Source organism: Shimia aestuarii (assembly GCF_900114635.1).
In the GTDB taxonomy this organism is placed as follows: domain Bacteria; phylum Pseudomonadota; class Alphaproteobacteria; order Rhodobacterales; family Rhodobacteraceae; genus Shimia; species Shimia aestuarii.
The window spans coordinates 968074-986770 of record NZ_FOTQ01000001.1 but is presented as its reverse complement, the minus strand read 5'-3'; the positions used below and the strand labels follow the sequence as shown (position 1 = coordinate 986770).

The following is an 18697-nucleotide window of genomic DNA, read 5'->3' as shown; positions in this document are numbered from 1 at the left end:
GCCAAAACGAGAAAGGACGGCCCGAAGGCCGCCCGATCCCATAGCGAAACGTTGTGCGTCGGATCAGCCGATCAGCTGGGCCTCGTGACGTTTCAGAGTCAGACGGGCGGCCGGGTAGGCTTCGAGGCCCTCGGGCTGACGCAACTCGGGGAACAGGTCATAAAGTTCCGCGCGTTGGTCCTTGTCGATTCCGTTGATCGAATACTCGCCGGGCTGGAAGCTTTCGCTCCAAGCGCCATCGGCCAGCACGACCTCGTGATTATCACACATGAAGTGCACGTAATCCACGCCAACGGTATCGACCTGCTGGACCCCGTCCAGATGGGTCAGGTGCTTGGCCGCAATCAGGACCTCGCGCTCGTCAAAAAGCAGCTCGGCCTGCTGGGACACCAGCAGCATGCGGTGGTTGGGTGAGACCATCATGTCACGCTCGGGCTGGTTCGGGCCCAGGGCGCCTTGCTTGATCAGCACCGGGCGCAGTTGCGGGCGCGCCATCAATTCCTGGCCGGACAGGTGCTTCTTACCCGCCCAGCGGATTTCCTGAAGGCCATTGTCGCGTGTCACGACCTTGTCGCCCGGCTGAAGCTGTTCGACGGGGATTTCACCCATCGGCGTCAGGATGCGGGTGCCCGGGGTGAAGCAGAGAATAACCGGCGTCTGGAAGATGTTCTCGATTTCAAAGAACTCGGTCACACCCACCACGTTACCCTCATCGTCGATGTAGGTGATGGTGCCGGCTTCGCTGTCCAGCGGGTCAAACTCGACCCGGACTTCGCCGCCCGGAACGTAGCGGTCCACGAGACCGGCAAGGCTGATCGAGTCGAAGTCGTCGCCGCCCTCGCCGCCGTGAATGGTGCTGCCGGGGCCGAACAGGGCAAAGACATCGCGGTCGTCGCCGCCATACATGTCGTCCTGACCGGAGACGCCCGCGATCGTGTCATTGCCTTCCTGGCCATAGATTACGTCATCGCCCGCACCACCGATCAGCAGATCGTCGGCATCTTCTGCGACAACATTGGCCGGGTTGGTGAAGTACACGTCCGACATGGTGATTTCAGACGGTTCCGTGCCGAGGTTCAGGTGCACGATTTCGATGCTGTGCACCGGACCGGGAATGTCGACCAGAACGGAGTTGTCAGCATCATCGGATGCACCGTCGCCACCGCCGGATACCGCAGCTTCTTTACCGGGCGCGCCGTCAATATCGAGGATATTGAGGTTCGTGGTATCGCTGCCGGTCAGGTTGACCTCGATACGGTTGCCCTCGGCGTCGTAGGCGTAGACCTTGACGGCAGAGTCGTTGTCGATGTCGTTGATCCGGAACTGAACGTCTTCGACCGGCTCCGAAAAGCTCAGCATGTAGCTGGCGCCCTCGCGCTCTTCGACCTCTGAGGCCAACGCGCTGTTGGGATTGGTCGGTTCAGTGCCGCTGTCGATGCCCGTCAGGATCTGCGGATCGTCTTCGAAAGTCGTTTCCACGCCATGGTTGGTACCGGTCGTGAACGTGACTTCCACCGAGCCGGTATCCTGCGTGTAAGGCCCACCAAGCGGGTCTTCGTCGGAAGGCGTGCCAACTTCGTCCCAGTTGAAGCTTTCGCGCGATGGTCCGGCGGGAGCCGGACGAGTGCCGGGTTCGTAGTCGCCGTAGATGGTGTCATTGCCGTCGCCACCAAAGATGGTGTCGTTGCCGCCTTCGCCGACGAGCAGGTCGTCGCCGGGCGAGTCGGTGCCGTCGTATGGGCCAAATTCGTCGCCAAGAATGATGTCGTCATCCGCGCCGCCACGTACCGTGTCGCTGCCCATGCCGCCGAACAGCGTGTCGTCGCCTTCGCCGCCACGAACGGAGTCGTCACCGTCGCCCGCGCTGACGACGTCGCCACCTACCGTGATGGAATCGCCATCAGAATCGGTCGTGCCAACGTCCAGGATGTCGTCGTTCTCAGTTCCGTCCACGACGCCGGGACCAGTAGGATCAGCCATAATAAACCTCATTTACTATTCCACGCCGCCACACCGGCCGCAGGAAACAGGTGCGTCGGAAAACATCCCGGCGCCGTCCACACGCAGCGGTAAGTAGGCATCGCGAAGATGCTTCAGTTGTCAGTTGGCCGCCCCTAGCCAGAACTCCCGCCCCCCAGTTGGACGTGCTCCAAATATGGGCCATCGGGCGAGCGGGGAAAACAAAAACCTGTCAAATTTGGCAAAAAAGCGTCGCACATGCCTCAATTTCAGCGATACGTATACGCCTGTTTTATATGACTTTGTTGGCGCATTGTTTCCTGAATGTGGCGGAAATCTGGCGAAATTGGCAGCGACGGGTGTCCAAAACATGCCACATTCCCGCCTTTTTTCACTGGCTGTGCCGGGAATGGTCCGATTTGCCGAATGCTTCGTTTCCAGCATGGAACCAATCATCTGGAGGACGGCAACAAAACGGCGTGGTCAGCGGACCAAATCGCTTCTGGCAGGATTGGGCACAAAGCGGAAACAAAGTCGAATTTGCGCCGGGAATTGGGTCGGCTGCGGGAACAAACCTGATTCGAATCAAGTGTTTGGCATCAATTCAGCGCGGTGATTCCCGCGCAAATTGCACCTGCACCGAACTTAATTCGGATTGGGGCGTCGAAAGCTGTCATTTTGTCGAGGGAGGATGGTGCTGTGAGGGAGGATTGAACTCCCGACCTCACCCTTACCAAGGGTGCGCTCTACCACTGAGCTACCACAGCATCTGTCGTGGCGCGGGATTTAGCGACAAAGTTCCGAGGGCGCAACCCCAATCTGGACCCTTTTTTGCACCTCATGTAAGGAAAGTGCATGGAACGTAAATCACCCACCGCATCCAAGCCGAAAAAGGCACCAAGCCGGGAAGATCGCCTGAAGGCGGCGCTCAAGGCAAATATGGGCCGTCGCAAGGCGCAGGCGCGTGCCCGCGCGGAACACAAAGCGGATGGGGATGAGGCAGGCAGCAACGAGGGGCAGAACTGATGGATTCGATTATTGTGCGCGGGAATGGCGAACTGAATGGCCAGATCCCGATTGCAGGCGCCAAGAACGCCTGTCTGACGTTGATGCCTGCAACCTTGCTGAGCGAGGAACCGCTTACGCTTACCAATGCGCCTCGGCTGAGTGACATCAAGACGATGGGGCTTCTGCTTGGGTCGCTGGGCGCCGAGGTGACAAGCCTTCAGGACGGTAAGGTGCTCGCCATGTCGAGCCATGACCTCGACAATCATGTCGCGGAATACGACATTGTGCGCAAGATGCGCGCCTCGAACCTTGTGCTGGGGCCGATGCTGGCGCGGCTGGGGCAGGCGGTGGTATCGCTTCCCGGCGGCTGCGCGATTGGTGCCCGCCCGATGGACCTTCATATTCACGGTCTCGAAGCGCTGGGTGCCGAAATTGAACTGAAAGAAGGCTATCTGCATGCCAAGGCACCGCGTGGGTTGAAGGGCGCGGAAATCGCGCTGGCCTTTGCATCGGTCGGGGCAACCGAGAATATCCTGATGGCCGCGACGCTGGCCAAGGGCACGACGGTGATCCGGAATGCGGCACGTGAGCCGGAAATCGTGGACCTTGCCACCTGTCTGCGCGCCATGGGCGCACAGATTGAAGGTGACGGAACATCCGAGATCGTGGTGCAGGGGGTCGACCGTTTGCACGGGGCGACCCATCCGGTTGTCGCGGACAGGATCGAGCTTGGCACCTATATGCTGGCCCCGGCCTTCTGCGGCGGTGAGGTGGAATGCCTGGGCGGGCGGCTCGATCTGATCGGGGCTTTCGCCGAGAAGCTCGACGCGGCCGGAATTCACGTCGAGGAAACCGAAAAGGGCCTCAAGGTGGCGCGGCGCAATGGCCGGGTCAGCGCGGTGAACGTGACGACCGAGCCATTCCCGGGCTTTCCGACCGACCTGCAGGCCCAGATGATGGCGTTGTTGTGCACGGCGGAGGGGACATCGGTTCTGGAAGAGAAGATCTTCGAGAACCGCTTCATGCATGCGCCGGAACTTGTGCGCATGGGCGCGTCGATCGAGGTACATGGCGGCACCGCGACGGTGCATGGTGTCGAGCGGCTCAAGGGGGCGCCGGTGATGGCGACCGATCTGCGGGCCAGCGTGTCGCTGATCCTTGCCGGGTTGGCGGCCGAAGGCGAGACCATCGTCAGCCGGGTCTACCATCTGGATCGCGGCTATGAGAGGGTCGAGGAGAAGCTCGGCAATGTCGGGGCACATATCGAAAGGGTTCGGGAGACGTAATGCAGGACGCACGGTTTGAAGACGGGCGCGAGGCGCCGCTGAACCTTGGGGCGCTGGACGTTGAGGATCTCAAGGTCCTGTCCACGCTGATGCAGGATGCGGTATTCCCGGCCAGCGAGATGAAGTGGTTGCCAAAGGAACGGCGCTTTGCGCTGTTGGTCAATCGCTTCCGCTGGGAAGACCTTCCGGCGGCCGAGCGGCGCAAACGCGCCGTCGAGCGTGTGCAATCGCTGTTGGTGGTCGACAACGTGCTTGGCGTGGCGAGCCAGGGCGTCGATCGCAAAGATACGGACATGATCCTTTCGGTGCTGACGGTTTCGTTCGAACCGGGCGATGACGGGGCCGGGTTTGTTGTCCTGACCCTGGCCGGGGATGGCGGAATCCGCCTGTCTGTCGAGGCATTGGAAGTGACCCTCAAGGACGTGACGCGCCCCTATATGGCGCCGTCGCGCCAGGCCCCTAAACACGAGGTGTAAAGCGCGGGCAACTCTTCTAGCCCTTTCGCGCTTTCTTCGCGGCGACGTGGCGCTTGAGACCCGGGCGTCGGAGCGGTATGAGCGCATCAAAGGAGAGCCCGATGCCCCAGTTCCTGAACGCCAACGCACCTGATTTCGAATCCCGTTTTGCGGCCCTTCTGGGGGCCAAGCGCGAAGACAGCCCGGATGTGGACGCTGTTGTGGCCGACATTATCGCCGATGTGCGCGCCCGTGGCGATGCGGCGGTCATCGAGCTGACGGCGAAGTTTGATCGGCTCGAGTTGACGCCGGACACGCTGCGGTTTTCGGATGCGGACATCGACGCATTTTGCGCCGAAGTGAACGACGAAGATCGCGCAGCGCTGGAGTTGGCGGCGGAACGCATTCGCGCCTATCACGCGCGCCAAATGCCGGAAGATGCGCTGTGGACCGAGGAAACCGGCGCCATGCTGGGATGGCGCTGGACCCCAGTATCCGCCGCAGGTCTGTATGTGCCCGGGGGGCTTGCGTCTTATCCATCCTCGGTACTGATGAACGCGATTCCAGCCAAGGTCGCCGGAGTCGAACGGCTGGCCATCGTGGTGCCGACACCGGACGGCGTGGCCAATCCCCTTGTGCTTCTGGCTGCGCGGCTGGCAGGCGTGGACGAGGTTTACCGGATCGGTGGCGCGCAGGCGGTTGCCGCCTTGGCTTATGGCACAGACACAATTGCGCCGGTGGACAAGATCACCGGGCCGGGCAACGCCTTCGTGGCAGCGGCCAAACGGCGCGTGTTCGGCAAGGTCGGGATCGACATGATCGCGGGGCCGTCGGAAATCCTCGTGATCGCTGACAAGGATAACAACCCGGACTGGATCGCGCTCGACCTTCTGAGCCAGGCCGAACATGATGAAAGCGCGCAGTCGATCCTGATCACGGATGATGAAGACTTTGGGCAGGCGGTTGCGCAGGCGGTGGACAAACGCCTTGAAACACTGGAGCGGCGGGACATCGCCGGGGTCAGTTGGCGCGACTATGGCGCGGTGATCACCGTACCTGACCTGAAGACTGCTGCCGATTTGTCCAATCGCGTCGCGCCCGAGCACCTCGAACTCTGTGTCGCAGACCCTGATGCGCTGGCTGAGGATATTACCCATGCGGGCGCGATCTTTCTGGGTCAGTACACACCGGAAGCGATCGGGGATTATGTCGGTGGGCCGAACCATGTGCTGCCGACAGCGCGGTCCGCCCGTTTCTCGTCCGGTCTGAGCGTGATGGACTTCATCAAACGCACGACCTTGTCAAAAATGACACCCGAAGCGCTCCGCGCGATTGGGCCGGCCGCTGAGACGCTGGCCATCTCGGAGAGCCTTGAGGCGCATGGGCTGAGCGTGCGCGCACGTCTAGACGGGTTGAATAAATAATGGGGCGCTGCCCTCCGCCGCAGCAAGCTGCGACTCCCCCCGTGGTACTCACTACCATTGAGAATAGCATGGCATGCTTTTCTCAATGGTTCGAAATACCCCGGGGGTGAATTGAGCCAGCAGGCTCAAGAGGGGGCTGGCCCCCTCCCACCTTGTCTTCAAACTGCGGCGTTGCGGCTTTCTTCCAGATAGATCTCGCGCAGGCGGCGTGCGATCGGACCGGGCGTTCCATCGCCAAGCTGCACACCGTCAATCTCGATGACCGGCATCACGAAGGCGCTGGCCGACGTGGTGAAAGCTTCATCGGCTCCTTGGGCTTCCTCGATGGTAAAGAGGCGCTCTTCGATTTTCATCTGGGCTTCCTGAGCCATGCGCAGCACCGCCTTGCGAGTGATGCCGTGCAGGATGTCATTGGAGAGCGGGCGGGTCACGATGGTGCCATTCTTCACGAAATAGGCGTTGTTGGATGTCCCTTCGGTGACATAGCCATCCTCAACCAGCCATGCGTCGTCGCATCCGGCTTTCTTGGCCATCATTTTGCCCATCGACGGGTAGAGCAACTGCACCGTCTTGATGTCGCGGCGGCCCCAGCGGATGTCCTCGATCGAGATGACCTTGGCGCCCTTCTTGGCGGCAGGGCTGTCGGCGAGGCCGGGCTTGTTCTGAGTGAAAAGCACGAGGCTTGGCGGGGTGTCTTCCGAAGGGAAGACAAAATCGCGATCGCCATCCGAGCCGCGCGTGACCTGCAAGTAGATCAGACCTTCGTCGATTCCGTTCAGTTCCACCAGCTTGCGGTGGACTTCGAGCAGGTCCTCCTTGGAGCAGGGGCTTGCCATTTCGAGCTCGTCCAGCGAACGCTGCAGGCGCACGGCGTGGCCATCAAAGTCGATCAGCTTGCCGTCCAGGACCGATGTCACTTCATAGACCGCGTCTGCAAAGAGAAAGCCGCGATCAAAAATCGAAACCTTGGCTTCGGTTTCGGGCAGGTATTCGCCATTTACGTATACGGTTCTGGTCATGTCTCTCAGTCTTCTCTGCTAGGGTTTTGCGCTGCGCCGTCTGTTTTGGCGCAAACGCGGGGTTTGTCAACGCAGGTCGCCTTGGCGCGCTGGGTGTGGCCCGGTTCCGATCACCCCCACAAATCGGCCTGCGGGGGGTGCACGCCCGCGTCGTCAAACAGCAGCGGTTGGTCGCGGTCCTCGGCCAGCAGAAGCGGCCCGTCCAGATCGGTGATCATCGCGCCTTGGGCCACCAGCGTTGCCGGCGCCATGGCAAGGCTTGAGCCAACCATGCAGCCGACCATGACCTTGTAGCCCTCAGCCAGTGCGGCCTCGCGCAGGGCAAGAGCCTCGGTCAGGCCGCCGGTCTTGTCGAGCTTGATATTGACCACATCATATTTGCCCTTGAGTGCCGGAAGGCTGGCGCGGTCATGACAACTTTCATCGGCGCAGACAGGCACCGGGCGCTCCATGCCGAGAAGCGCGTCATCCTCGCCCGCGGGCAGGGGCTGTTCCACAAGGGCCACGCCAAGGCGCACCAGATGCGGCGCAAGATCGGCATAGACGGCGGCGGACCAGCCCTCGTTGGCATCGACGATGATGGTCGATTTCGGGGCGCCCGCGCGCACGGCTTCAAGGCGGGGCATGTCGTCGGGCGTGCCAAGTTTGATCTTCAGAAGCGGACGAAAGGCGTTCTGTGCGGCCTGTTCCCGCATCTTTTCGGGGGTGTCCAGCGACAGGGTGTAAGCGGTGATCTCCGGCCCCGGCGCGGGCAGCCCGGCCAGGTCCCAAACCCGCTTGCCCGCCTTCTTGGCTTCGAGGTCCCAAAGCGCGCAGTCCAGCGCGTTGCGGGCAGCCCCTGCCGGCAGGGTGTAGAGCCCTTCCCGCGTCACGGGGCCGCTGACGCTTTCGATCTCGGCGGTCACGCTTGCGAGAGTTTCATCGTATCGCGCATAGGGCACGCATTCGCCCCATCCGGTCACGCCATTCTCAGTAATCCGCACGGTCAGCACTTTGGCCTCGGTGCGCGAGCCGCGCGAAATGGTGAATACCTGCGCCAGTTTGAACACATCAGCCGTGACCGAAATCTCCACAACCTGCTCCTTCATTTTGCCAAAAATACTCCGGGGGTCCGGGGGCAGCGCCCCCGGCCTTACCTTCTATCAAACGGCGGCGAGCGCATCCACCAGCTTGCCTGCGCCAAAGCGGAATGGGTCCGTGGCGGGCAGGTTCATCTCGGCTTCGATTGCGGCGAGATAAGCTTTGGCTTCGTCTTCACCCATGTGCTGCGTGTTGACCGAAACGCCGATCACCTGGCAGGCCGGGTTGGCAACACGGGCCAGCGCCAGCGCCATGTCGCGCAGGTCGGGCAGCGAGGGCTGCTGGTATTCGGGAAGGCCACGCATGTGTTCGCGGGTGGGCTCGTGGGCAAGAACAAGAGCGTCCGGCTGACCGCCATGGATCAGTGCCATGGTCACACCGGAATAGGAGACGTGGAACAGGCTGCCCTGACCTTCGATGTGATCCCAGTGGTCGTCGTCATTGTCCGGGGTCAGCCATTCGACGGACCCGGCCATGAAATCGGCGATCACGGCGTCAAGCGGCACACCGTCGCCGGTGATCAGGATGCCAGTCTGGCCCGTCGCGCGGAAGGTCGACTTCATACCGCGCTTGCGCATTTCGTCATCCATGCAGAGCGCCGTATACATCTTGCCGACCGAGCAATCGGTGCCCACGGCGAGACAGCGTTTGCCGCGGCGTTTCTTGCCATTGGCGATCGGGTAGTCGACTTCGGGCACGCGCACGTCATGCAGCTTGCGCCCCGTTGCTTCTGCCACGGCCACGAGGTCAGGTTCGTCGCGCAGCAGGTTGTGCAGGCCCGAGGCAAGGTCGAAACCCTCTTCGAGCGCCATAACGAGAACCTTTTTCCACTCGGGAGAGATCACCCCGCCACGGTTGGCCACGCCGATCACCAGCGTCTTGGCACCGGCTTCGCGGGCTTCGACCAGCGTCATGTCGGTGAGGCCGACATCTGCCTTGCAGCCTTCCATGCGGAACTGGCCAACGGCGTTCTCAGGGCGCCAGTCCTTGATACCGATGGCAACTTTTGCGGCGAGTTGGTCCGGGGCGTCGCCCAGGAAAAGCAGGTACGGAGTTTCAATCATCGACATGGCGCAGTTCCCCAATCATGTTTCTTGAATGGCAGTTTTGCCCAGCGGTCGCGAAATTATCTTGTTAAGCTGCGTCGAATGCCTGCGTGACTGGAAGAAAATTCGAAGAACTTCGAATTTTGCGGGAGAATTTTTCTTAACGTGGGGTCATTATCCCGGAATCTGTCAATGGCTCAGCAAGATTGCCCTATTTCTTCTGCGGCGCGGCGTGATCATGCCGCAGGCGCACAGATTCCACTTGCAGCGGGGCGCGCAATTTAATACCGCTACGCCAGACCCTGACGCAATTTCATTACCGAAAGGCCAGACAGACATGAGCTTCCGCATCCAGCCCGCCGCCCCGGCCCGCCCCAACCGCTGCCAGCTGTTTGGCCCGGCTTCCAATACCAAGCTGTTCGCCAAGATGGCCGCTTCTGCGGCGGATGTGATCAACATCGACCTCGAAGATTCGGTCGCGCCGAGCGACAAGGACATGGCCCGCGCCAACGCGATCGAGGCGATCAACACGATTGACTGGGGCAAGAAGACCCTGTCTGTGCGGATCAACGGGCTCGACACGCCTTATTGGTATCGCGACGTTGTCGACCTGCTTGAACAGGCAGGCGACCGTCTGGACCAGATCATGATCCCGAAGGTCGGTTGCGCCGAAGATATCTATGCGGTGGATGCGCTGGTCACGGCGATTGAGCGCGCCAAGGGCCGCGCGAAGCCGATTGCCTTTGAAGTGATCATCGAATCGGCAGCCGGGATTGCCCATGTCGAAGCCATTGCCGCCGCCTCGCCCCGCCTTGAAGCGATGAGCCTCGGCGCGGCTGACTTTGCGGCCTCGATGGGGATGCAGACCACCGGGATCGGTGGCACGCAGGAAAACTATTACATGATCCACGAAGGCCAGAAGCACTGGTCTGACCCGTGGCACTGGGCGCAGGCGGCGATTGTCGCGGCTTGCCGGACCCATGGCGTTCTGCCTGTTGATGGGCCGTTTGGTGACTTCTCGGATGACGAAGGCTTTATCGCGCAGGCCAAACGGTCCGCGACGCTGGGCATGGTCGGAAAATGGGCCATCCACCCCAAGCAGATCGCGCTGGCCAACGAGGTGTTCACCCCCTCCGAGGAAGCCGTGACCGAAGCGCGCGAAATCCTCGCCGCGATGGAACAGGCCAAGGCCAATGGCGAAGGCGCCACGGTTTACAAGGGTCGCCTGGTGGACATCGCCTCGATCAAGCAGGCCGAGGTGATCGTGGCACAGGCCGAGCTGATTGCTGCCGATTGATCAGGACAGACATGCGCATAGACGGGGCCCTTTCGGCCCCGTTTTTCGTTTGAGCCTCTTCTCAATGGTCCCAAATACCCAATCCCGTCCTTGCAGCACGCATGACCGGGAATGTGACTCGCAATAAGAACAAAAGGTGAATATTATCTTGATTCACCATGGTTGCCGAGCTTTGCATCACGTCCAATTTCACCTTTCTGACGGGGGCGTCGCACCCGGAGGAATACATGCGCCGGGCCGCCATGGCGGGGCTGGAGGCGATTGCGATTGCCGATGTGAACAGCGTGGCGGGGATTGTGCGGGCACATGCGCAGGCGCGTGAGATTTCACGCAAGGTGCGCGAGAGGCTGGCGTTTGACCGGGAGGTGGGGCTGATTGGGCCACCCCGGCCCGACCATGCGCCAAAGCCGGACAGCGCCCCGATCTATGCCACGCCCCGGCTGATCCCGGCCGCGCGGCTGGTGTTTGAGGATGCGCCGCCGGTTACCGCGCTCCCCGAAACACGGGTGGGCTGGGCCAGCTTGTGCCGGGTTCTGTCCAAGGGGCGGCTCAGGGCAGAGAAGGGGCGTTGCAGGCTGACCCTTGCTGACCTGCTGGATCATGGTGAGGGGCTGCAGTTGATCCTGCATCCGGGGGCACAGGGCGATGTCGGGGAGCTGGCGGGGCCGCCGTGCGGCGCGAGCGGGTGGGCGCGGCATCTGCCCCGGTTGACGCGCCGCTTTGCCGGGCGGATGCAGCTTGCGCTGACGCCGGGATATGATGGCGAGGATGCCGCCCGTTTTGCCGCGCGGGCCGAGGAGGCGGCACGGCTCAGCCTGCCGCTGGTCGCGACGGCCGCGCCGATGATGCATCACGGTGGACGGCGGCGGCTGGCGGATGTGCTGAGCGCGGTGCGGCTGGGATGCCGGGTGGCGGAACTGGGGCGCGCTGCGCTGGCCAATGGAGAGCAGCGCCTGCGTAGTGCGGGCGAAATGGCGCAGCTTTTCAAGGGGTATGAAGCGGCGCTGGCGCAGACCGAAGCACTTGCGGCCCGATGTGGCTTTTCGCTTGATGAGTTGCGCTATGAATATCCCAGTGAAGTGGCATCCGGTGAGACCGCGAGCGAGCGTTTGCGGCGGCTGGCCCATGAGGGGTTGCGCTGGCGCTATCCGCACGGGGCACCCGACAAGGTGCGGGGCATGCTCGAACACGAACTGACCCTGATCGCCAAGCTGAACTACGAGCCCTATTTCCTCACCGTGCGCGATGTGGTGGCCTTTGCCCGGTCCCGCGACATCCTGTGTCAGGGGCGCGGGAGCGCGGCCAATTCGGTGGTCTGTTATTGCCTTGGCGTGACCTCGGTCAGCCCCGAAATCGGCACCATGGTGTTTGAGCGCTTCGTCAGCGAGGCGCGTGACGAGCCGCCCGATATCGACGTGGATTTCGAACATGAGCGGCGCGAAGAGGTGATCCAGTGGATCTATGAGCGCTATGGCCGCCACCGCGCGGGGCTGTGTGCGACGGTGGTACATTACCGGGGCAAGCGCGCCATCCGCGAAGTGGGCCGTGCCATGGGGCTGAGCGAGGACACGATCACGGCGCTGTCTTCGCAGCTCTGGGGGTTTTTCAGCGCGCGGGGCGTGGAAGATGCGCGGATGCGCGAGATCGGCCTTGATCCCCGTGATCCGCAGCTGCAACGCACCATGGCGTTGGTGCACGAGATCATCGGGTTTCCGCGCCATCTGTCCCAGCATGTCGGGGGATTTATCATCACCGAGGGGAGGCTGGATGAGCTGGTCCCGATCGAAAACGCGACGATGGAAGACCGGACGGTCATTTGCTGGGACAAGGATGATATCGACGCGCTGGGCATCCTGAAGGTTGATGTGCTGAGCCTTGGGATGCTGACCTGTATCTGCAAGGCGTTTGACCTGATGGAGCTGCATCTCGGGCAGCGTTTCACGCTTTCGAGCCTGCCGCCCGAGGACCCGGCGGTTTACGACATGCTGTGTGCGGCGGACAGTATCGGCGTGTTTCAGGTGGAAAGCCGGGCACAGATGAATTTCCTGCCCCGGATGCGGCCGCGCAATTTCTATGATCTGGTGATCGAGGTGGCGATCATCCGACCCGGCCCCATTCAGGGCGACATGGTGCACCCCTATATCCGGCGGCGTAATGGCGAGGAGCAGGTGACGTTCCCGTCGGATGCGCTGGGCGAGGTGCTGGGCAAGACGTTGGGCGTGCCATTGTTCCAGGAACAGGCGATGCAGATCGCCATCATCGGCGCCGGGTTCACCCCGGAAGAGGCCGACCGCCTGCGCCGCTCGCTGGCGACCTTCAAGAAACACGGGTCAGTCAGCGAATTTCACGATCGCTTCATGCGGGGGATGAAGAAGAACGGCTATGACGAAGATTTCGCTGCGCGCTGTTTTTCCCAGATTGAGGGGTTTGGCTCTTATGGCTTCCCCGAAAGCCACGCGGCGTCTTTTGCGCTGTTGGTCTATGCCAGCGCGTGGATCAAGTGCCACCATCCGGGGGTGTTTGCCTGCGCCTTGCTGAACTCGCAGCCGATGGGGTTTTATGCACCGGCCCAGATCGTGCGCGATGCGCGCGAACATGGGGTCGAGGTGCGCCCGGTGGATATCAACGAAAGCTATTGGGACAACGTGATGGAACCGGACGGGCGCGGGGGGCTGGCCTTGCGGCTTGGGTTCCGGCAGGTGCGGCGGTTGAAGGAAGAGGATGCGCGCTGGATCACGGCGGCGCGGGGCAATGGCTATCTGACGGTCGAGGATGTCTGGCGGCGGGCCGGGGTGGCACCGCATGTGCTGACCCTGCTGGCCGAGGCGGACAGCTTTGCCGGGTTGGGGCTCAAGCGGCGCGAGGCGCTATGGGAGGCCAAGGCGATCACCGCCGAAAAGCCGCTGCCGCTGTTTGCCGGGGACATGGATGGCGAGGGGATCGTGGAGCCGGCCGCGCTCTTGCCCGAGATGAGCGAGGGGGAGCAGGTGGTCGAGGATTACGTGGCAATGCGGCTGACCCTGCGCCGCCATCCGGTGGCATTGCTGCGGGATCTGCTGACGCCGCCAATCGGTGTTCCTGCCCCGCAGGTTCAGGGCAGCGGATCGGTGCGGTAAAGCTTGACCCGAAGACCCCCATGCGCCACCGGTGGCCCCGGCTCGCGCAGGGGCAAACCGCTGGCCCGCGCCAGCCCGCCATCGGTGGTGACGATGCCAACGCGCCAGCCAGAGAAACGTTCAAGCAACGCCCGCCCAAGCCCGGCATAGAGGCCAAACAACTGTTTCTTGTTGCCTACCCGCGCGCCATAGGGCGGGTTGACGATCACAAGACCGGGCGGACCGTCGGGCGGCGTGATCTCGGAGGCGTTGCCTTGGGTGAACCGGGTCCAGTCGGCGACCCCGGCCCGCTTGGCATTGGCGGTGCTCATCGCCACGGCGCCAGCGTCGCGGTCCGAGCCATAGAATCGCACCGCGGGGGAGGCTGCGGGGCCTTGCGCGCGCATCTCCTGCCATGCGGCGGCGTCAAAGCCCGCCAGGTGTTCAAAGGCAAAAGATCGGGACCGGCCCGGCTTCAATCCTGCGGCGATCTCGGCGGCCTCAATCACGAATGTGCCCGAACCGCACATCGGATCCAGCACAGGTTCCTGCCCGTCAAACCCCATCTGGCGCAGGAACAGCGCCGCCATGGTTTCGCGCATTGGCGCTTTGGCCACAGCTTCTTTATGGCCGCGCTTGTGCAGGCTCTCGCCCGAGGTATCAATGCTGAAGGTCACGGCATTGTCGTCGATCCGGGTCTTGAGCAATACCGGCGCATCCGCCGCGACCGGGATGCCAACCGCCTCGCGCAGAACCTTTTCGATCCGCTCGGCGGCGGCGCCCTGATGATAGATCTTGGACTTCTGCGAGGTTACCTCGACCCGCACCGGCACATCCTTGCGCAGCACGTTGAGCCACGGAAAATCAGTCGCCCGCTTTTCCAACGCGCCAAGGCTCATGGCGGAAAACCCACCCAGCCGCGCAAGCACACGCACCGCGCCGCGCAGCTCCAGATTGGCGCGCCACGCATCCTGCCAGTTGCCGCGAAAGCGGACGCCACCGGGCATCATCTTGGGTTTGGAAAACCCCGCCGCGCGCGCCTCTTCGGCAAGCGCTTTTTCAAGCCCCGGCGGGGCCACCAGAAAGATCTCGAACTTCTTCATCGCGCCTCCATAGCCGCAATGGCCACCCATGTCTTTCTTTTTCCAAAAATACCCCGGGGAGTCTCAGCTTGCTGAGACGGGGCAGCGCCCCGAACCCCCATGGACACCACGCGCGCCGCACGCTATCCCATCCCGACCATGGCCAAGAAAAAGAAACAGAGCACGGACCCGAATTACAAGGTGATCGCCGAGAACCGGCGCGCCCGCTACGACTATGCGATCGAAGATGACCTTGAATGCGGCATCATCCTGAGCGGGTCGGAGGTCAAATCTCTGCGCGAAAAATCCGCCAATATTGCCGAAAGCTATGCGGCTGTGGAAGACGGCGAGCTGTGGCTGGTCAATTCCTACATTGCGCCCTACGAGCGGGCCATGTTTTCTCATCTTGAACGACGCAAGCGCAAGCTTCTCGTCAGCCGCAAGGAGCTGACAAACCTCTGGAATGCGACCCAACGCAAGGGCATGACGCTGGTGCCGTTGGTCATGTATTTCAACCACAGAGGGCTGGTGAAGCTGAAGATCGGCATCGCCAAGGGCAAGAAGAACCACGACAAGCGCGCCACCGAGGCCAAGCGCGACTGGGGCCGTCAGAAACAGCGCCTGCTACGCCACGGCGACTGAGGCCGCCCCCCATGCGTCGAGCCACAGGGCGTCGATGCGCGCCAGTTCGGTCGCGTCATATTGGTCGCGCTGTTCCCAATACCGTCCGTCAGGGGCTGTATACCCCAGTTTCAATTCGTTCAGAATCGCCGGGGCTGTCACCTTGGGATGTGGCGCTGTGATCCGTGGCAGGCCCGCCAGTTCTGCGGGAGCCGCGCGGGGAAACAGAAGGCGACTGGGCGCGGTCGACAGATTCACGCAAAGGCATCCCTGTTCGGCGGCCATGAACCAGAGGCGAGCGGATTTGGCTTCGAGGCTTTGCAGCGTAAGGTCATCGCGCAGCGGATCGGCGGTGCCGGTTCCATAAAAATGTGTTCTTCCCTTACTTGGATAGACCATGTCACAGCCCATGAACGCGAGGATTCGCGGTTGGAACGCCCCGAGCGCCCAGTACCCGGCCGTGAATGCCATCGTTCCCCCGGCATAGACCATGCCGCCGAAACGGTTGGTTTGCGGGACATACTCGGTATGGTCGACCATGCGCTGGCCCGGAGCCAGTTCTGAGGGGCGTCGGTCGGGCGGAAAATCTTCCGGGTGAATCAGGTGGGTCCAGTCCGGGCGCACATTCCACGCGTTGTTGATAGCGACGATGTCCGAGAACTGGCTTCTGTTCCAGTTGCGGCTATGGGGGGCCTGGGGGCCGCTTCCGAGGATGAGAACGATGTCGTTGTTGCGGGCGGTCATCGGCGCTCCTGTATTGGGTGCGGGGAATGGCGGCAAGGTTTTCCCGCTGCCACAGCTGTGAACGGCCCGTACTGTGTGACCATAACGAGTATACGCGACAAAGCGCGTTACCAGATCACTTGTGGATGACAAAAAGGACATGACATGGAACTCTTGATTTCGCTTCTGGCCGGAGCGTTTGGCGGTAATGCGGCGGGCAAGCTGGTCGGCAAGATCGATCAGGGCGTGCTGATCAACTCGATTGCCGGGATCCTAGGAGGCGGGCTTGGCGGTCAGTTGCTGAGCATGATTGGCGCCGGGGGGCTGGCCGGGGGCGGCATGGATATTGCCGGGATCATCGGTCAGATCGCCAGCGGTGGTGTGGGCGGCGGCGTCGTTCTGGCGCTTGTGAGCGTGATACGCAATGCGCTGTCCAAATAGGACAATAAGTGCGGCGCTTAACAGGCGCCGCACCCTTGCCTCGCTGCGCCCCCGGTAGTAGGCAGGAGATCGACTCTGACCCCGGGGGCAAACATGGCACAGGACGATCCCAAAACGCTTGTTTCCACGCAATGGCTGGCCAAGCACCTCAAGGACCCGGATTTGCGCGTGATCGACGCAAGCTGGCACATGCCGGCCGAGAATCGTGACGCCAAGGCCGAGTATGACGCCGAGCACATTCCCGGCGCCCGTTTCTTTGACATTGACGAAATCAGCGACCTGCGCAGCGACTTGCCGCATATGGTGCCGCCGATCGAAAAGTTCATGAGCCGGATGCGCGCCATGGGGGTCGGTGACGGTCATCAGGTTGTGGTCTATGGCACCAACGGCGCCTTTTCGGCGGCGCGGGTGTGGTGGTTGTTCAAGCTGATGGGGCAGAACGACGTGGCCGTGCTGGACGGCGGGTTCGAAAAGTGGAAGGCCGAGGGGCGACCGATCGAGGACATGCCGCCGGTGATCCGCGATCGTCACATGACGGTGCGCCGTCAGAATCACCTTGTCAAAGATGTCACGCAGGTCGCTGCCGCCAGCAAGCTTGGCGATTACGAGATCATTGACGCGCGCAGCGGCGAGCGGTTTCGCGGAGAGGCACCCGAACCGCGCGAGGGGCTGCGGTCGGGCCATATTCCGGGGTCGAAGAACGTCCCCTTTGCCGTGCTTCTGAACGACGACGGTACGATGAAGGATCCGGACACCCTCAAGTCGGCGTTCGAGGCGGCCGGGGTGGACCTTTCCAAGCCGGCGATCACATCCTGTGGCTCTGGTGTGACGGCCTGTGTTCTCGCGCTTGCCATGGAGCGTTTCGGCAAGTCCGACTATTCGATTTATGACGGTTCCTGGACCGAGTGGGGGGCGTTCCCCACTTTGCCCATTGCCACGGGAGAAGCATGATGCTCAGCAATCTGAAAGAACAGCCCAAGGACAAGATCCTTGGCCTGATGGCCCTTTACCGCGAAGACCCGCGCCCGACCAAGATCGACCTTGGCGTGGGGGTCTATAAAAACGCCGAGGGCGTGACTCCGGTCATGCGCGCCGTCAAGGCGGCCGAGCGCAAGCTGGTCGAGGAGCAGACCAGCAAGTCCTATGTCGGTCTGGCCGGAGACCCGGCCTACTCCGAAGCAATGTGTGATCTTTTGCTGGCGGACAGTGTGGACCGCGCGCGGCTGGCGGCAGTGGCGACCCCGGGTGGCACCGGTGCCGTGCGTCAGGCGTTTGAACTGGTGAAGATGGCCAATCCGGATGCGCGGGTTTTTGTGTCTGACCCGACATGGCCGAACCACGTGAGCATTCTGGGCTATCTGGGTATTCCGGTCGTCAAGTATCGCTATTTCGACACCGAGACCCGGGCGGTGGATTTCGAAGGCATGATGGAAGACCTGGCCGATGTGACGTCGAATGACGTGGTTCTGCTGCATGGCTGCTGTCACAACCCGACCGGCGCCAACCTGAACCTGACGCAGTGGCAGTCGGTGATCGACCTGATCAACGACAAGGGCTGTCTGCCGATGATCGACATCGCCTACCAGGGCTTTGGTGACGGTCTCGAAGAAGATGCGGCGGCGACACGGTTGGTGGCGTCTTCGGTGCCCCAGTTGCTGATCGCGGCGAGCTGCTCGAAGAATTTCGGCATCTATCGCGAACGCACGGGTTTGTTGATTGCGATTGGCGAGAAGGCCGAGAACACGGCGGTCACGCAGGGCAACCTGAACCACCTCAACCGTCAGAACTTTTCCTTCCCGCCCGACCACGGGGCGCGGGTGGTGACGGAAATCCTCACCGACCCGGCATTGAAAGCCGATTGGATGGCGGAGCTGGAAGAGATGCGTCTGGGCATGCTGGGGCTGCGTCAGCAATTGGCGGATGAGCTGCAGAAGCTGTCCGGGTCGGACCGTTTCGGTTTCATCGCGCAGCACCGCGGCATGTTCAGCCAGATCGGCACCACGCCGGACAAAGTGGAAATCCTGCGCGCGGATCACGCGATCTACATGGTCAGTGACAGCCGTCTGAACATCGCCGGTCTGAATGCGCACAGCGTGCCGGTTCTGGCCAAGGCGATCATTGACGCTGGAATCTGATCTGCGCGGACACGCTATACCGATTG

At 62.1% G+C, this 18697-nt stretch carries 16 protein-coding genes and 1 tRNA gene; 10 read left to right on the top strand and 7 right to left on the bottom strand.

Annotated features, from left to right (window positions below):
- Positions 1-63 precede the first annotated feature (63 nt).
- Together BMZ35_RS04975 and BMZ35_RS04970 are read right to left on the bottom strand one after the other, a co-directional pair.
- Positions 64-1980, bottom strand: coding sequence for a Hint domain-containing protein (locus BMZ35_RS04975; protein ID WP_165610004.1), 1917 nt, complete (start codon positions 1978-1980; stop codon positions 64-66).
- A 671-nt stretch (positions 1981-2651) separates the two neighbouring features.
- A tRNA-Thr gene (locus BMZ35_RS04970) sits at positions 2652-2726 on the bottom strand.
- 88 nt (positions 2727-2814) lie between these two features.
- Between BMZ35_RS04970 and BMZ35_RS20870 the strand changes: the two genes are divergently transcribed.
- The 4 genes from BMZ35_RS20870 to hisD all read left to right on the top strand — a co-directional run bounded on the left by BMZ35_RS20870 (position 2815) and on the right by hisD (position 6132).
- Positions 2815-2985 (top strand): hypothetical protein, encoded by a 171-nt coding sequence (locus BMZ35_RS20870; RefSeq protein WP_165610003.1) that lies wholly within the window; start codon positions 2815-2817, stop codon positions 2983-2985.
- Positions 2985-4253: a UDP-N-acetylglucosamine 1-carboxyvinyltransferase gene (gene murA, locus BMZ35_RS04965; protein WP_093091435.1), complete on the top strand. Its 1269-nt coding sequence runs from the start codon at positions 2985-2987 to the stop codon at positions 4251-4253. Before BMZ35_RS20870 ends, murA begins: the two co-directional genes overlap by 1 nt.
- The gene (locus tag BMZ35_RS04960) at positions 4253-4729 is read left to right on the top strand and encodes a DUF2948 family protein (RefSeq protein WP_093091433.1); all 477 of its coding nucleotides are present in this window, start codon (positions 4253-4255) and stop codon (positions 4727-4729) included. The genes murA and BMZ35_RS04960 overlap by 1 nt, the downstream gene beginning before the upstream one ends.
- Before the next feature lie 101 nt (positions 4730-4830).
- On the top strand, positions 4831-6132 hold the full coding sequence (hisD, locus tag BMZ35_RS04955; protein WP_093091431.1) for a histidinol dehydrogenase: 1302 nt from the start codon (positions 4831-4833) through the stop codon (positions 6130-6132).
- Positions 6133-6290: 158 nt separating this feature from the next.
- Here the strand turns inward: hisD and BMZ35_RS04950 are convergent, their stop codons facing one another.
- From BMZ35_RS04950 to dgcN, 3 genes are all read right to left on the bottom strand, one after another.
- Positions 6291-7151, bottom strand: a complete 861-nt coding sequence (locus BMZ35_RS04950; protein ID WP_093091429.1) for a D-amino-acid transaminase — start codon at positions 7149-7151, stop codon at positions 6291-6293.
- Between the two features lie 110 nt (positions 7152-7261).
- The gene (gene dgcA / locus BMZ35_RS04945) at positions 7262-8239 is read right to left on the bottom strand and encodes an N-acetyl-D-Glu racemase DgcA (protein WP_423227745.1); all 978 of its coding nucleotides are present in this window, start codon (positions 8237-8239) and stop codon (positions 7262-7264) included.
- 54 nt (positions 8240-8293) lie between these two features.
- Entirely contained in the window at positions 8294-9295 is a 1002-nt protein-coding gene (gene dgcN, locus BMZ35_RS04940) for an N-acetyltransferase DgcN (RefSeq protein WP_093092578.1), read from the bottom strand.
- A gap of 319 nt (positions 9296-9614) precedes the next feature.
- On the opposite strand from dgcN, the gene BMZ35_RS04935 reads away from it, so the two are divergent.
- Both BMZ35_RS04935 and BMZ35_RS04930 read left to right on the top strand, forming a co-directional pair.
- A complete protein-coding gene (locus tag BMZ35_RS04935; protein WP_093091427.1) occupies positions 9615-10574 on the top strand; it encodes an L-malyl-CoA/beta-methylmalyl-CoA lyase in 960 nt (319 codons plus the stop codon).
- 158 nt (positions 10575-10732) lie between these two features.
- A complete protein-coding gene (locus tag BMZ35_RS04930) occupies positions 10733-13690 on the top strand; it encodes an error-prone DNA polymerase (protein ID WP_093091425.1) in 2958 nt (985 codons plus the stop codon).
- Here the strand turns inward: BMZ35_RS04930 and BMZ35_RS04925 are convergent.
- Complete coding sequence (locus BMZ35_RS04925; protein WP_093092576.1) at positions 13666-14772, bottom strand: THUMP domain-containing class I SAM-dependent RNA methyltransferase; 1107 nt, start codon at positions 14770-14772, stop codon at positions 13666-13668. The two genes, BMZ35_RS04930 and BMZ35_RS04925, sit on opposite strands and share 25 nt — an antisense overlap.
- Before the next feature lie 138 nt (positions 14773-14910).
- Between BMZ35_RS04925 and smpB the strand changes: the two genes are divergently transcribed.
- Positions 14911-15393 (top strand): SsrA-binding protein SmpB, encoded by a 483-nt coding sequence (gene smpB, locus BMZ35_RS04920; protein WP_093092574.1) that lies wholly within the window; start codon positions 14911-14913, stop codon positions 15391-15393.
- Here the strand turns inward: smpB and BMZ35_RS04915 are convergent.
- Entirely contained in the window at positions 15376-16116 is a 741-nt protein-coding gene (locus tag BMZ35_RS04915) for a hypothetical protein (protein WP_093091423.1), read from the bottom strand. The genes smpB and BMZ35_RS04915 overlap by 18 nt on opposite strands.
- Positions 16117-16260: 144 nt before the next feature.
- On the opposite strand from BMZ35_RS04915, the gene BMZ35_RS04910 reads away from it, so the two are divergent.
- The 3 genes from BMZ35_RS04910 (at position 16261) to BMZ35_RS04900 (ending at position 18671) form a co-directional block, all read left to right on the top strand.
- Positions 16261-16536: a hypothetical protein gene (locus BMZ35_RS04910; RefSeq protein WP_093091421.1), complete on the top strand. Its 276-nt coding sequence runs from the start codon at positions 16261-16263 to the stop codon at positions 16534-16536.
- A 93-nt stretch (positions 16537-16629) separates the two neighbouring features.
- Entirely contained in the window at positions 16630-17487 is an 858-nt protein-coding gene (gene sseA, locus BMZ35_RS04905; RefSeq protein WP_093091419.1) for a 3-mercaptopyruvate sulfurtransferase, read from the top strand.
- Positions 17487-18671: an amino acid aminotransferase gene (locus tag BMZ35_RS04900; RefSeq protein ID WP_093091417.1), complete on the top strand. Its 1185-nt coding sequence runs from the start codon at positions 17487-17489 to the stop codon at positions 18669-18671. The genes sseA and BMZ35_RS04900 overlap by 1 nt, the downstream gene beginning before the upstream one ends.
- Positions 18672-18697: the final 26 nt, after the last annotated feature.

Coding starts and splice junctions, on each gene's coding strand:
- BMZ35_RS04975 (WP_165610004.1), bottom strand. CDS start 1,980: ATGGCTGATCCTACTGGTCCCGGCGTCGTGGACGGAACTGAGAACGAC.
- BMZ35_RS20870 (WP_165610003.1), top strand. CDS start 2,815: ATGGAACGTAAATCACCCACCGCATCCAAGCCGAAAAAGGCACCAAGC.
- murA (WP_093091435.1), top strand. CDS start 2,985: ATGGATTCGATTATTGTGCGCGGGAATGGCGAACTGAATGGCCAGATC.
- BMZ35_RS04960 (WP_093091433.1), top strand. CDS start 4,253: ATGCAGGACGCACGGTTTGAAGACGGGCGCGAGGCGCCGCTGAACCTT.
- hisD (WP_093091431.1), top strand. CDS start 4,831: ATGCCCCAGTTCCTGAACGCCAACGCACCTGATTTCGAATCCCGTTTT.
- BMZ35_RS04950 (WP_093091429.1), bottom strand. CDS start 7,151: ATGACCAGAACCGTATACGTAAATGGCGAATACCTGCCCGAAACCGAA.
- dgcA (WP_423227745.1), bottom strand. CDS start 8,239: ATGAAGGAGCAGGTTGTGGAGATTTCGGTCACGGCTGATGTGTTCAAA.
- dgcN (WP_093092578.1), bottom strand. CDS start 9,295: ATGATTGAAACTCCGTACCTGCTTTTCCTGGGCGACGCCCCGGACCAA.
- BMZ35_RS04935 (WP_093091427.1), top strand. CDS start 9,615: ATGAGCTTCCGCATCCAGCCCGCCGCCCCGGCCCGCCCCAACCGCTGC.
- BMZ35_RS04930 (WP_093091425.1), top strand. CDS start 10,733: ATGGTTGCCGAGCTTTGCATCACGTCCAATTTCACCTTTCTGACGGGG.
- BMZ35_RS04925 (WP_093092576.1), bottom strand. CDS start 14,772: ATGAAGAAGTTCGAGATCTTTCTGGTGGCCCCGCCGGGGCTTGAAAAA.
- smpB (WP_093092574.1), top strand. CDS start 14,911: ATGGCCAAGAAAAAGAAACAGAGCACGGACCCGAATTACAAGGTGATC.
- BMZ35_RS04915 (WP_093091423.1), bottom strand. CDS start 16,116: ATGACCGCCCGCAACAACGACATCGTTCTCATCCTCGGAAGCGGCCCC.
- BMZ35_RS04910 (WP_093091421.1), top strand. CDS start 16,261: ATGGAACTCTTGATTTCGCTTCTGGCCGGAGCGTTTGGCGGTAATGCG.
- sseA (WP_093091419.1), top strand. CDS start 16,630: ATGGCACAGGACGATCCCAAAACGCTTGTTTCCACGCAATGGCTGGCC.
- BMZ35_RS04900 (WP_093091417.1), top strand. CDS start 17,487: ATGCTCAGCAATCTGAAAGAACAGCCCAAGGACAAGATCCTTGGCCTG.